Genomic DNA, 13634 nt, shown 5'->3' with positions numbered 1-13634 from the left:
GCCGCACAAACTCCATCTTCCTCTTGCCAAAAAGTCCACACCCCCCGTCATATGGAACACTACTTTAATCGGACAAAAAAACAGCCTGCCCGCAATCACAAGGGACCGCCGCAGACTGTCTTAAACACTTTTTCTACAACTTCTTCTACAACTTCTTCTACAACTTCTTCTATACTTCTTCTATACTTCTTCCTGCAATTCTTTACGCATTATTCTGCATTACTGCATTACGCCCTGCGGATAGTTTTAACCCACTTCCCGGCTCTCCACTTCCAGGTTTTCAAGCTCTTTGGTGCGTTTCGCGTCGCGTTCGAGAATCGGAGCCAGGTAGCGGCCGGTGTAAGAGTTTTCCACCTTTACGACCTCTTCCGGCGTGCCTGTGGCGATGACCGTCCCGCCGCCGCTGCCTCCTTCCGGACCAAGGTCAATAAGGTAATCGGCCGTTTTGATGACGTCCAGGTTATGCTCGATGACCAGCACCGTGTCCCCGGAATCGACCAAACGATGCAGCACCTTGAGCAGCCGGTCGATATCGTGGACATGCAGACCAGTGGTCGGTTCGTCCAGGATGTAGATCGTCTTGCCGGTACTGCGGCGGTACAGCTCCGAAGCCAGCTTCACGCGCTGGGCCTCCCCGCCGGACAACGTCGTCGCCGGCTGCCCCAGGTTGATGTAGCCCAGCCCGACGTCAAGCAGCGTTTGCAGCTTGCGGTGAATTTTCGGGATGTTTTGGAAAAATTCCGTGGCATCCTCCACCGTCATCTCCAGCACATCGGCAATGCTTTTGTTTTTGTATTTGACTTCCAGCGTCTCGCGGTTGTAGCGCTTGCCTTTGCACACTTCGCAAGGCACATACACGTCCGGCAGGAAGTGCATCTCGATCTTGATAATGCCGTCGCCGCGGCAGGCTTCGCAGCGGCCGCCTTTGATGTTGAAGCTGAAGCGCCCTTTCTTGTAGCCGCGCACCTTCGCTTCGTTCGTCTGCGAGTACAGGTCGCGGATGTCGTCGAACACGCCGGTGTACGTGGCCGGGTTTGAACGCGGTGTCCGCCCGATCGGCGACTGGTCGATGTCCACGACTTTATCGACGTGCTCCAGCCCTTTGATCTCCTTGTATTGGCCGGGCCGGACTCTCGCTCTGTTCAAGTCGCGGGCCAGCGTTTTTTTCAAGATTTCGTTCACCAGCGTCGATTTGCCCGAACCGGATACCCCGGTCACGGCCGTAAACACGCCGATCGGGAATTTGACGTTGATGTTCTTCAGGTTGTTCTCCTTCGCTCCCTTGATCTCCAGCCAGCGTCCGTCCGGTTTGCGCCGCTGCAAAGGCACCGGAATGAATTTTTTGCCGCTTAAATATTGGCCGGTCAGGGAACGCGGGTCGTTCATCACTTCCTGCGGCGTCCCTTGCGAAATTACCTGGCCGCCGTGAATGCCCGCCCCCGGTCCGATATCGATAATATAATCGGCCGCCAGCATGGTGTCTTCGTCATGCTCGACGACGATCAGCGTGTTGCCGATGTCGCGCATATGCGCCAGCGTGGAGATCAACCGGTCGTTATCCCGCTGGTGCAGGCCGATGCTCGGTTCGTCCAGAATATACAGCACGCCCATCAGGCTTGAGCCGATTTGCGTTGCCAGCCGAATCCGCTGCGCTTCCCCGCCGGACAACGTCCCTGCCGCCCGGCTGAGCGTCAAGTAATCGAGCCCGACGTTTACGAGGAAACCGAGCCGGTTATTGATTTCCTTCAGGATTAGGTGAGCGATTTGTTTTTCTTTTTCGCTGAGCTCCAGCCCGCCGAAAAACTCCATCGCCTCTCCGATCGAAAGCGAAGTCGCATAAGCCATATTTTGCCCGTTGACCGTAACCGCGAGGCTTTCTTTTTTCAGACGATGGCCTTTGCAGGTGCCGCACGGTTTCGTGCCCATAAACTCTTCAATGAACTCGCGGATGCCTTCCGAAGCGGTTTCCCGGTATCGGCGCTCCAGGTTCGGGATGATCCCTTCGAACGTTACCAAAGCTTCTTTGCTCATGCCGAAATCGTTTTGGTAGCGGAAACGGATTTTCGCATCGCCCGTTCCGTACAGCAGCTTGTCCATTTGCTCCTTCGTCAGCTCGGACACCGGCACGTCTTGGGGAATGCCGAAATGCTCGCAAACGGATTTCAAAAACTGCGGATAGTAATTCGAAGTGCCTCCGGCCCACGCTTCAAACGCGCCGTCCTCAATCGTCTTCGACGGATCGGGAATAAGCAGATCGGGGTCGATGATCATTTTGACGCCAAGCCCGTCGCATTCCGGACAAGCGCCAAACGGGCTGTTGAACGAAAACATCCGCGGCGACAGCTCTTCGATGCTGAATCCGCAGATCGGGCAGGCAAAATTGGAGCTGAACCGAAGCTCTTCCTGGCCGATGATGTCGACCAAAATTTGCCCGCCGGACATTTTCAGCGCCGTTTCGATCGAGTCGGCCAACCGGCTGCGGGCGTCATCCTTAACCACGATCCGGTCGACGATGACTTCGATGGAGTGCTTTTTATTTTTCTCCAGTTCGATGTTCTCCGACAAATCCCGTTGCTCGCCGTCAACCCGCACCCGAACAAAGCCTTGTTTGGCGATTTCGCTGAACAAGCTTTTATGCTCGCCTTTCTTCCCGGAAATGACGGGGGCTAAAATTTGCAATCTTGTACGTTCAGGATATTGCATAATGCGGTCGACCATCTGCTCAACCGTCTGGGACGTAATCTCGATGCCGTGTTCCGGGCAGTGCGGATGCCCGACCCGGGCGAACAGCAGGCGGAGATAGTCATAGATTTCCGTCACCGTTCCGACGGTGGAACGGGGGTTGCGGCTCGTCGTCTTCTGGTCGATGGAAATCGCCGGAGACAAGCCCTCGATCGAATCCACGTCCGGCTTCTCCATCTGTCCCAAAAACTGCCGGGCATACGCGGACAGCGACTCGACGTAACGGCGCTGCCCCTCAGCGTAAATCGTATCGAAGGCGAGCGAGGATTTGCCCGAACCGCTTAAGCCCGTCAACACCACAAATTTGTCGCGCGGGATCGTGATGCTGATATTTTTCAAATTGTGCGCTCTGGCGCCTTTGATGATTATATTCTCACTAGCCAACGGTTTCATCTCCCTTTATCAAGGTAGTTTAAAAATCAGCTTTTGATCACGAAGCAAGAACAGGGAAGCGGATTCGGCGTCGAATCTTGAATTCAGACGGGCTTTCCGTTGCTCACGTAGGATCTTCCTACGCTCCGCTACTCCATCCCTAGCTTCATCCAACCTTCTCGGTGCTGAAAACCTGATTTTTAAACATCCATTTAACTGAGATAGTTTAAAAATCAGCTTTTGATCACGAAGCAAGAACAGCGAAGCGGATTCGGCGTCGAATCTTGAATTCAGCCGGGCTTTCCGTTGCTCACGTAGGATCTTCCTACGCTCCGCTACTCCATCCCTAGCTTCATCCAACCTTCTCGGTGCTGAAAAGCCGACTTTTGAACCTTTATTTAACTAAGGCAGTTTAAAAATCGTCTTTTGGTCACGATGCTAATTCTAAGAAGATAATTCGGCGTCGAATCTTGAATTCAGCCGGACCAAACATGTGTTTCCGAGGCTGCTTTCCAAAAATAGCGGCACATTGTGCTCTTATTTTCCGGATTTGAACTTGTTCATCCCCATTAGCGGCATTTTGTCCTTATTGTTCAATGCCGGAACGAAAAGCAGGCCATTTCCCTGCGGCTGGAGAAAATAGCGGCATTAAATGCCTTTATTTCACTCAACATGAGAGATATCGGCGAAATAGCGGCGTTTATTGTCCTTATATTTTCGCCTGAGCATAAACGCGGATCGCCAAAACATACACTTCGGTGCCGAAAAGCCGATTTTAAACAACATCTATATTAAAACTGAGGCAGTTCAAAAATCCCGAATAACAGATTTTTGAACTGTTGACTCAAGCTGCTTTTAGCTTTAACTCCAATCCGCCAACGCTTACTCCGCCTTGAGTTCCATGATTGCGTCACGCAGCTCCGCGGCCCGCTCGAACTGAAGGTTTTTGGCCGCTTCCTTCATTTCGGCCTCCAAGCGGCGGATCATCGCTTCGCGGTCGCGCTTGGACATCTTAACCTTGGCGGCGTCGGCCAGATACTCGCTCTTGCTCTCCGCCACCTTGGTCGCTTCGATAACGTCGCGAACTTTCTTGCGGATCGTCTGCGGCGTAATGCCGTGCTTCTCGTTGTAAGCGATCTGGATGCTGCGCCGCCGTTCGGTTTCCTTAATCGCCTTGTCCATCGATTCCGTGATGCTGTCAGCGTACATCAGCACCCGGCCGTCCGCGTTCCGGGCCGCCCGCCCGATCGTCTGGATCAGGGAGCGCTCCGACCGCAGGAAGCCTTCCTTGTCGGCGTCCAGAATGGCCACCAGCGACACTTCCGGCAAATCCAACCCTTCGCGCAGCAGGTTGATGCCGATCAGCACATGGAACGTGCCCAGCCGCAAGTCGCGCAAAATGCTCATCCGCTCCAGCGTTTTGATATCGGAATGAAGGTACCTTACTTTGATGCCGATCTCTTTTAAATAGTCGGTCAAATCCTCGGCCATTTTCTTCGTTAAGGTCGTCACGAGCACACGCTCATCCTTGTCGATACGGCTCTGAATTTCGCCGATCAGGTCGTCGATCTGCCCCTTCGTCGGCCGCACCTCGATCACCGGATCCAAAAGGCCCGTCGGCCGGATGATCTGCTGCACCATCGTATTACAATGCTCCAGCTCGTAAGGTCCCGGCGTCGCGGATACGTAAATCAACTGCTTCGCCTTGGCTTCGAACTCCTCGAACCTCAGCGGCCGGTTGTCCAGCGCCGAAGGCAGGCGGAAGCCGTGCTCCACCAGCACCGTTTTGCGCGCCTGGTCGCCGTTGTACATCGCCCGGATTTGCGGCAGCGTCTGGTGGGATTCGTCGATCACAATCAGGAAGTCGTCGGGAAAATAATCCAGCAGCGTATACGGGGTAGCCCCCCGCTCGCGGAACGTCAGCGGCCCGGAATAGTTTTCGATCCCGGAGCAAAAGCCGACTTCCTTCATCATCTCAATGTCGTAGCGCGTCCGCTGCTCCAGCCGCTGGGCCTCCAGCAGCTTTCCTTTGGAACGAAGCTCTTCCAGCCGCTCCTCCAGCTCACGCTCGATGTTGGCGAGCGCGATCCGCATCGTCTCCTCCTGCGTAACGAAGTGGGATGCCGGGAAAATCGCCACATGCTCGCGCTCGCCGACCAATTCGCCGGTCAGCACGTCGATTTCCGTGATCCGTTCGATTTCATCGCCGAAAAATTCCACCCGTACGGCGTGCTCCCCTTTGGAAGCCGGAAAAATCTCCAGCACGTCCCCGCGCACCCGAAACGTACCGCGCACGAAGTTGATGTCGTTCCGCTGGTACTGGATATCCACCAGCCGGCTCAAAATCTGGTTGCGCGGCTTCTCCATGCCAACCCGCAGCGACAGCACCAGGTTGCGGTATTCCATCGGCGAACCGAGGCCGTAGATGCACGACACGCTCGCCACAATGATGACGTCCCGCCGCTCAAACAGCGAGCTTGTCGCGGAGTGGCGCAACTTATCGATCTCTTCGTTGATGCTGGAGTCTTTCTCGATGTAGGTATCGGAGGAAGGGATGTAGGCTTCCGGTTGATAATAGTCGTAATAGCTGACGAAATAGTCTACCGAGTTGTTGGGGAAAAATTCTTTAAATTCACTGGCCAGCTGCGCCGCCAGCGTCTTGTTATGGGCGATGATCAGCGTCGGCTTGCCTATCTGGGCAATCGTATTGGCGATCGTAAACGTCTTGCCCGTTCCGGTCGCGCCAAGCAGCGTCTGGTGTCTTTTCCCGGCGCGAATGCCCTCGACGAGCTGCCTTACGGCCTCCGGCTGATCCCCTTGCGGAGTGAACTCGGAGACAAGCTCGAATTTATTATCGCTAAATACAATTTCACTCATTGTCCAACATCACCCTATCGTCTAAAATGAAATACTAGAGGAGGATCCGACAAGTTACCCCATAATTCTACCTAGTCTTACTTATATATAAATGAGACCTTTTGCCTAATCGTGCCCTTTTGTTAAACAGGATCGGTCATGATTCCGATGAATAAACTATACACCTTCCTTAATTTACAAAATAGGAATGCGTGTTCCCATGTATTATACCTTTTTCATCTTATAGATGCAAACGGTAAGTCGAAGAATAGGAGTTGTACACACTCGATGGATATCGCAACGTTACTTGGCATCATTATCGGTTTGGCCGCCCTGATCGGCGGTTTCTTGTGGGAAGGCGGCGAGATTGGGGGACTCATGCAGCTCACTTCCGCCCTTATCGTGTTTGGAGGCACGATCGCCGCGGTGCTGATTAGCTTTCCGGTCTCCAAGCTGCGCACGGTGCCGAAGGCGCTGGCCCTCGCGTTTTCTTCCCGGCAACAGGATTCGGGCGAGCTGATCGAAGACATCGTCGGCATGGCCACGGTGGCCCGGCGCGAAGGCGTGCTTGCCCTGGAAAAAAAAGCGGCGGACTACCCGAATCCTTTTTTGCGCGAAGGGATTCAACTGGTCGTGGACGGAACCGAACGCACCATGGTCCAGCAAATCATGAGCCTCGAAATCGACGCTTTGGAAAAAAAATATGAAAGCTACGCCAAAGTTTTCGAATCGGCCGGCGGCTACGCGCCGACGATGGGCATCATCGGCACGGTCATGGGCCTTATTCACGTGCTCGGCAGCCTGAGCGAACCGACGGCGCTGGGGCCGTCGATTGCGCTTGCTTTTACCGCCACGCTATATGGGGTGGCCAGCGCAAACCTGATTTTCCTCCCGATTGCCTCCAAAATCAAAGCGCGCAGCGAAGAGGAAGTGGACCGGATGGAGATGATGATCGAAGGGATTTTGTCGATTCAAAACGGGGATCATCCGCTGCTGGTGCGCCGCAAGCTGGAATCGTACGCAGCCGACAACCGGACTCCAGGTCAGTTAACGGACGCAGGACTCAGCCCGAATACGCGGTTCAACATCGACTCCCGGGAGAATGAAATATGAGTCGTCCGGGATCGCCAAGCGGCAATTACAAACCCGAGGTTCCGGGTCATGGGAGGCAGCGGCGGCAGCGGCGCGCGGTACAACAGGATGCCAAGGACCGCTGGATGATTACATATGCGGATTTGATTACGCTGCTGCTTATTTTTTTCGTGATCATGTATGCCATGAGCCGGCTCGATGCGGAAAAATACGAAGTCGTCACCCAGTCCCTGCAAATGACGTTCAGCAACGGGAACTCCATTCTCGATAAAGGCGCCGGCATCACCGGTTCGTTAAGCAGCTACAACGCCAAAACTCCTTCCTCCACCGCTCAGAACGGCAAAGGAACCGGCAGTGCGGGCCAGGACGGCAGCAGCGGGAACGGCGGCCAGCAAGCGTCCGCCCAAGCGGGCTCCGGCCAGGCTCCGCTTACCGAACGCGAGCTGGCGTTCCGCAAGCAGGAGCAAGAACTGAGCAACCTGATGCAGCTGATCGAGGCGTACATTAAGGAAAACAGCCTCGAGGATCAAATTCATGTGGCCGATCTGCCGAAAGGCATCTCGATCACGCTTAGCGACCGCTTCCTGTTCGATACCGGCAAAGCGGACTTGAAAAGCGGTTCGGCCAAAACGCTGTCCAAGCTGGCCAGCCTGTTCGGGCAGCTCGACACCGTGATCAGCATCGAAGGCCATACGGACAGCCAGCCGATCGGCCGGTCGTCCAAATTCAAGGATAACTGGGAGCTGTCGGGCGCGCGCGCGTTGTCGGTGCTTCGCTTCTTTGTCGACAAGGAGGCGCTCGATCCGCAGCATTTCCAATACGCCGGATATGCCGACACCCGCCCGGCCGCCGGCAACGACACCGCCGCAGGCCGCCAAAAAAACCGCCGCGTTGAAATCACCGTACTGCGGCAGCTGCAGCAATGACGGAGGGGTTCCGGCACAATGTCGTTTCCGTCTATGAATGGAGTCATATGAAAGACCGCCGAAGAAATTCGCTCCGGCGGTCTTCTGATGCGCCAATCAAATCTCTGCCGGAAATAGGGCCAATTTATGTCCTTATTTGGGGATTTCCCCCCATCCTGCGCAAAATAGCGGAAAAAATTTCCGCAATTTTGGGACTAGGCTTGGAAAGGCCCCCGTTTGCCCCCCATGTTCCTAAAATAGAGGTAAAAATTCCCCCTATTTTTTGTGAACACCCTTTCTTACGAAAATAAGGCCCTTTTTTACCGTTATTCCCATGACCTCCACAAATACGCAGGTTGTGTGCCCCTCCACACCCTAAAATTTTATAAATCAACTTTAGCAACATGAAATTGGCAAGTAAGCGTTGATGTGACTAGGCGAAGCGGCTATCCAGACCTGGGATTGACATTGGATCAAAGGAGAAAGCTTTTCCCGGTTTTCGAGGCGATTTCGTGGTTCAGATCCAGGAGTTGTAGCAAGGTGATCCCCACCTGAGCGTACCTGCTTCCTACTTCAGCTTTCTTGGTCCTTTGTTGAATGGAATAGTTGCAAAATGTACAGTTACTTATCCGGAAATGCTGCCACAGCGCTTGATTAAGTGTAAAACCTGCAATTACTACGCTATCTTTCGAAGAAAAGGCAAAGAGGCGAGGGAAAGCCTGCATGAAATGCAATTAAACGAATGATTGGGTAAATGGATATAAAGTTAGTTGTATGATTTGCAATTAACGGTCAGAGTGGGGCCGATCGAGCACTATTTTGCCCGCTATCCGACAGACGAAATAAACGAGCAGTGGTGTCTGGCTGTTTTTGTCAAGGCTAAAATTTTTTTCGCACTCCGTCTGTGCAGCATTAGCGGTTAAGCCGATTTTAGCTCTGGTCGCACCAAAAGTTGAGTATTAAATAATAATCTAAAAAACACACGCCGTTCCGATTTCATCTCCTCTGTTCCCGGGGCCTGTTATCGAAACGGCGTGTTCGCTGTTTATTCTAAGTTACGTTCAAAAATCAAGCCAGTTTAATAGTGAGTACGGGATCTATACCCACGGCCGCTTCTCCTTCATGTGCATGAACTTCAAGCACGGCGTCGATGCCCGCGGGAACGATCAGCGGCGTTATGACCGGCAGGCCGGCTTCAACAATCCGGGCGATATCAAACTCCATCAGCAATTGCCCCGCCTTTACCCGGTCACCGGTCTCCACCCGGGGCGTGAAGCCTTCTCCTTTTAGCGACACGGTATCAACGCCGACGTGAATCAGGAGCTGAGCCCCGGATTCATGTTCAAGGATCACGGCGTGTTTGGATTTGATCAGTTGCGCGACAACTCCATCAAACGGCGCATACACTTTTCCTTCGGCCGGCTCGATCGCAACTCCTTCCCCCATCATCCGTTCGGCAAATGCCGGGTCGGGCACACGCTCAAGAGGCACAGCCAGTCCGTTCACCGGCGTGGTTATTACCAAATCGCCGGCTTGTTTTTTGCTTTTTCTACTCCATGGCAACATAGTCCCATCCTCCGTTTTCATAAAATTCAAAATAAAAAAGCCCAAAACGAAATAAAGAGGATCGCTCTTTATCACTCGTTTTGGGCATTGCCTGCTCACAGTAACAAACCCCGATATGTTAGAGCTTGTTCAAAAATTCATTTTTGCTGAACACCTGACTTTTTGAACTCGCACTTTTATTGGCAAACTTATCTTACTTGAATGAGTTTTTCTTGTCAAACCGCAAGATTCCGAAAAAAGCAACCCGCATAGCCATCAGGCATCCGCCGCGCAACGGAATCCAAGGTTTCCGGACGAGCTGTCCGGCGTGTTTCTGCTTCGTGCCGCAACCCTGTACCGGTTGCAATAAGAGTGATGACACAGGTAGGAGCCGCCGCGCATCGATTTCAGATTGCCCTTCTCCGGTCCTTTGGGATTCACATTGCCTTGGAACCGGTGGTAACGCACATCGAACCAGTCCGCGCACCATTCCCAGACATTCCCCGCCATATTGTATAGACCATAGCCGTTAGGCTCGAACGCATTTACCGGAGCGGTCCCTGCGTATCCGTCCAACGCCTCGTTCTGAACGGGAAATTTCCCCTGCCAGATATTGCACATATGCTTACCTTCGGGGGTGAGTTCATCTCCCCATGGATATTTTTTCTGCACCAGCCCGCCGCGCGCGGCATATTCCCATTCGGCTTCCGTCGGCAGCCGTTTGCCGGCCCAACGGCAGTATGCCTCCGCATCATACCAAGAGACATGGACCACGGGGTGATCCATCCTTCCTTGCAGCCCGGAGGCAGGCCCTTCGGGATGCCGCCAGTCAGCCCCCTCGATCAGCCGCCACCACGGCGTTTGCATGACAACATTCGTCGTATCGGCCAGCACATCCGGCGGCAGAAACAGATGAAATACAAACGAGTTGCCGAATTTCTCGGCATCGGTACGGTAGCCCGTAGCCCGGACAAATTCAGAAAACTGCCGGTTGGTCACCGCGTAGGAATCTATATAAAACGGGGACACCGTGACTTCCCTTACCGGCCCTTCGCCATCCGAAGGAAAACCTTCCTTGTCGTCCGTGCCCATCAAAAACGTCCCGCCTTCCAAGCGTACCATGTTGCTTTGCACTCCCGCCGTCTTCGCTCCCGCCGCTTTAGGACGACCGCCGTTCGCCGCAAATGCTGCGGCTCCACTGCCCAACCGGACAACACCCGGTTTTGAACGTTTTGGGGAACAGCAAGAAGGTGTGGCCTTGTTATGATCTTGATCCACGTCCTACCTCTCCTTTCTGAGCTGATAATGCTAATCTGCGCTGGTAAAGCTAATGTTATTATATCAGCTTAAATCCATTTTGAAAGAAACTTAAAATAAATTAATTCTGGCAACCGGGTTGATTTTTGGGGAAATCCGAGATTATAGTATACCTAATTCCGTTTTCGGAGGCATGAACTGACTGTTCTCCGGGAATATTAGCTTTAATTGACGCCCGGATATGGTTGTTTATACCAAAACGAACTAAAGACTAGGAGCAAGATTCATGAAAATCAGCCGTGTTCTGAACAATAACGCCGTTGTTGTAAAAGAAGGCGACAGCGAGAAAATAATTATGGGGGCGGGAATCGCGTTTCAGAAAGGAAAAAACGATGTCATCGATCAGAGCAAGATCGAGAAGGTCTTCGTTTTGAAGGAGGAGGGCCACAAGTTCCAGGAGCTTCTCAGCACCGTTCCCGAGGCTCATATTGCCGTGGGGGAGGATATTATCTCCTATGCGGAACGGCAGCTTGGCATGAAATTGAGCGACCACATTCATATTTCCTTAACCGATCACCTGACCTTTGCCATCGAGCGTTTAAACCAGGGCATCGAAGTCCGGAACAAGCTGATGAACGAAATCCGCATTCTTTACCACGAAGAATTTAAGATCGGGCAGTGGGCGCTCCGCCATGTGCAGGAGAAGCTGGGGATCGCGTTTCCCGAGGATGAAGCGGCTTTTATCGCCCTGCATATCCATACCGCCAAAATGGGAGACGCCCATATCGAAGACTCCATCAAAAAAGCGCTGATTCTGCAGGAGGCCAGTGATTTTATGCTTAAGGATCTGGGCGTAAGCATCAGCAGCGACAGCATTTCCTATCATCGTCTGCTGACGCATCTGGAATACGCCATCCACCGCTTTTACGAGAATAAACCGTTTCATACGCTGGACGACGACATGCTGAAAGTCATCAAGAAAAAATATAAAAAGGGCTACAAAACCGCGCAAAGTGCCGCAGCTTTTCTCCAGCAAAAGTACGGCGTTGCTTTTCCGGAATCGGAAATGGCGTATATTGCCCTGCATTTGCAGCGCATCCTAGAAAATATTTAAGGCTTGACGAAAAAATGTTAACCGTCTACAATGTAACCGTATCCAATGAATTTCATATCGGGGATTGTTACTGGAAAGCAGGCAAGACCTAAAATGTTTAAGAGCGCTTAAAGCCTTTTTGCTCTTGAACGTTTTAGGTCTTTTTGTTTTCCCGGAATCACTCACAACTTAGAAAAGAGGGGATCATGATGCTTAAAAGCTTGTTCAGCAAATTCCAGGTCTTCGGCAAAGCGATCATGCTGCCGATCGCCGTACTCCCTGCCGCCGGGCTGCTGCTGGGGATCGGGGGAGCCTTCACCAACCCCAACACGATAGGCAACTATCCGTTTCTCGACCAGCCGTGGCTGCAGGCGATCTTCACCATTATGAGCTTTGCGGGGCAAATTATTTTCAGCAACCTGCCGATTATTTTCGCCATCGGAATCGCCGTCGGATTGGCGAAGTCGGACAAAGGCGTAGCCGGGCTCGCCGCGCTGCTGGCTTATCTGGTGATGAATGCGTCGATTAACGCGCTTCTGGTCGTTACCGGGAAGCTGGCCAAAGAAAAGCTGGCCGACGTAGGCCAAGGGATGATTCTGGGCATTCAAACGCTGCAAACGGGCGTGTTCGGCGGCGTCATCGTCGGCCTGTTGACCTACTATCTGCATAAAAAGTTCGGCAAAGTCAAACTGCCGCAATGGCTCGGATTTTTCAGCGGCTCCCGGTTTATTCCGATCATTTGTTCCTTCTCGGCCGTACTGCTGGGGATGGTCATGTTTGTCGTCTGGCCGCCGGTGCAATCCGGGATTGCCAGCATGGGCGGCATCGTCGACCGCACGGGTTATTTCGGCTCCTTTATGTTCGGATTCATTGTAAAATTGCTGGGACCGCTAGGACTTCACCATATTTTCTATCTCCCGTTCTGGCAAACGGCGCTCGGCGGAAGCATGGTCGTGAACGGGATTGAGGTGCAGGGGGCGCAAAATATATTTTTCGCCCAGCTTGCGGATCACAATACCCAGCAGTACTTTGTCGGCGTCTCCCGCTTTATGAGCGGAAAATATTTTCCGATGATGTTCGGTCTGCTTGGAGCCGCACTGGCCATGTATCATACCGCCAAGCCGGAAAACAAGAAAAAAGTGCTTGGCCTGCTGCTTACCGGAGCGATCACTTCCTTTCTGACGGGAATCACCGAGCCGCTGGAATTCGCCTTTTTGTTCGTGGCGCCCTTGCTTTTTGTGATCCACGCCGCGCTATGGGGAGTCGCCTATATGCTGGCTCACATCCTTAACATCACGGTCGGCATGACGTTCTCCGCCGGGTTGATCGACTTTACGCTGTTCGGCATCCTGCAGGGCAACGACAAAACGAATTGGATGCTGGTGCCGCTGGTGGGAATTGGCTTTTTCATCGTTTATTATTTCACGTTCCGTATTTTGATCACGAAGCTCAATCTGAAAACCCCGGGCAGAGAAGATGAAGACACTTCCGACACGGCGTCCGCCGCAGACGGTGGTTCCGGAAATGCCGATCAACAGACCGCGGCGATCCTGTCGGCGCTGGGGGGCAAAGCCAATATTGAAGATTTGGACTGCTGCGCAACACGGCTTCGCGTTACGGTTCGGGATGAAACCCAAGTATCCAAAGAAGAGCTGCAAAAGACCGGTTCCAAAGGCGTCATTGTAAAAGGCAAAGGGGTGCAGATTATTTACGGCCCGCATGTCGCCCTGATTAAAACGGAGCTGGAGGAAATGATCCAATGATAAAGGAGC

At 53.0% G+C, this 13634-nt stretch carries 8 protein-coding genes and 1 pseudogene; 4 read left to right on the top strand and 5 right to left on the bottom strand.

Annotated features, from left to right (window positions below):
- Window positions 1-246: 246 nt before the first annotated feature.
- The gene (uvrA, locus tag DYE26_RS27015; protein WP_036619409.1) at window positions 247-3126 is read right to left on the bottom strand and encodes an excinuclease ABC subunit UvrA; all 2880 of its coding nucleotides are present in this window, start codon (window positions 3124-3126) and stop codon (window positions 247-249) included.
- Window positions 3127-3996: 870 nt separating this feature from the next.
- Window positions 3997-5991 carry an excinuclease ABC subunit UvrB gene (gene uvrB / locus DYE26_RS27005; RefSeq protein ID WP_036619405.1) on the bottom strand — a complete coding sequence of 665 codons (1995 nt, stop codon included), beginning with the start codon at window positions 5989-5991 and terminating at the stop codon, window positions 3997-3999.
- Window positions 5992-6258: 267 nt separating this feature from the next.
- On the opposite strand from uvrB, the gene DYE26_RS27000 reads away from it, so the two are divergent.
- Window positions 6259-7083 carry a flagellar motor protein gene (locus tag DYE26_RS27000; protein ID WP_036619403.1) on the top strand — a complete coding sequence of 275 codons (825 nt, stop codon included), beginning with the start codon at window positions 6259-6261 and terminating at the stop codon, window positions 7081-7083.
- A complete protein-coding gene (locus tag DYE26_RS26995; protein WP_036619401.1) occupies window positions 7080-7988 on the top strand; it encodes a flagellar motor protein MotB in 909 nt (302 codons plus the stop codon). Before DYE26_RS27000 ends, DYE26_RS26995 begins: the two co-directional genes overlap by 4 nt.
- Window positions 7989-8363: 375 nt before the next feature.
- On the opposite strand, the pseudogene DYE26_RS34970 reads toward DYE26_RS26995, so the two are convergent.
- The 3 genes and pseudogenes from DYE26_RS34970 to DYE26_RS26985 all read right to left on the bottom strand — a co-directional run.
- Window positions 8364-8512 (bottom strand): annotated as a pseudogene (locus tag DYE26_RS34970) (IS4 family transposase); the annotation flags it as partial.
- Window positions 8513-9035: 523 nt separating this feature from the next.
- On the bottom strand, window positions 9036-9533 hold the full coding sequence (locus DYE26_RS26990) for a PTS sugar transporter subunit IIA (protein WP_036619399.1): 498 nt from the start codon (window positions 9531-9533) through the stop codon (window positions 9036-9038).
- 255 nt (window positions 9534-9788) lie between these two features.
- Window positions 9789-10790, bottom strand: a complete 1002-nt coding sequence (locus DYE26_RS26985; RefSeq protein WP_036619396.1) for a formylglycine-generating enzyme family protein — start codon at window positions 10788-10790, stop codon at window positions 9789-9791.
- Window positions 10791-11055: 265 nt separating this feature from the next.
- Here DYE26_RS26985 and DYE26_RS26980 point away from each other — a divergent pair, with 265 nt between their 5' ends.
- Window positions 11056-11883 (top strand): PRD domain-containing protein, encoded by an 828-nt coding sequence (locus tag DYE26_RS26980; protein ID WP_036619394.1) that lies wholly within the window; start codon window positions 11056-11058, stop codon window positions 11881-11883.
- Between the two features lie 188 nt (window positions 11884-12071).
- Entirely contained in the window at window positions 12072-13625 is a 1554-nt protein-coding gene (locus tag DYE26_RS26975; RefSeq protein WP_036619392.1) for a PTS transporter subunit EIIC, read from the top strand.
- The last annotated feature ends 9 nt before the right edge of the window (window positions 13626-13634 follow it).

The organism is Paenibacillus macerans, from assembly GCF_900454495.1.
Taxonomy (GTDB): Bacteria; Bacillota; Bacilli; order Paenibacillales; family Paenibacillaceae; genus Fontibacillus; species Fontibacillus macerans.
Note: the sequence above shows the minus strand (reverse complement) of the source record. Positions and strands in the feature narration are given on the sequence as shown.

What these genes read in the sequence shown, in the direction of transcription:
- uvrB (WP_036619405.1), bottom strand. Translation starts at nt 5,991, where the DNA reads ATGAGTGAAATTGTATTTAGCGATAATAAATTCGAGCTTGTCTCCGAG.
- DYE26_RS27000 (WP_036619403.1), top strand. Translation starts at nt 6,259, where the DNA reads ATGGATATCGCAACGTTACTTGGCATCATTATCGGTTTGGCCGCCCTG.
- DYE26_RS26995 (WP_036619401.1), top strand. Translation starts at nt 7,080, where the DNA reads ATGAGTCGTCCGGGATCGCCAAGCGGCAATTACAAACCCGAGGTTCCG.
- DYE26_RS26990 (WP_036619399.1), bottom strand. Translation starts at nt 9,533, where the DNA reads ATGTTGCCATGGAGTAGAAAAAGCAAAAAACAAGCCGGCGATTTGGTA.
- DYE26_RS26980 (WP_036619394.1), top strand. Translation starts at nt 11,056, where the DNA reads ATGAAAATCAGCCGTGTTCTGAACAATAACGCCGTTGTTGTAAAAGAA.
- DYE26_RS26975 (WP_036619392.1), top strand. Translation starts at nt 12,072, where the DNA reads ATGCTTAAAAGCTTGTTCAGCAAATTCCAGGTCTTCGGCAAAGCGATC.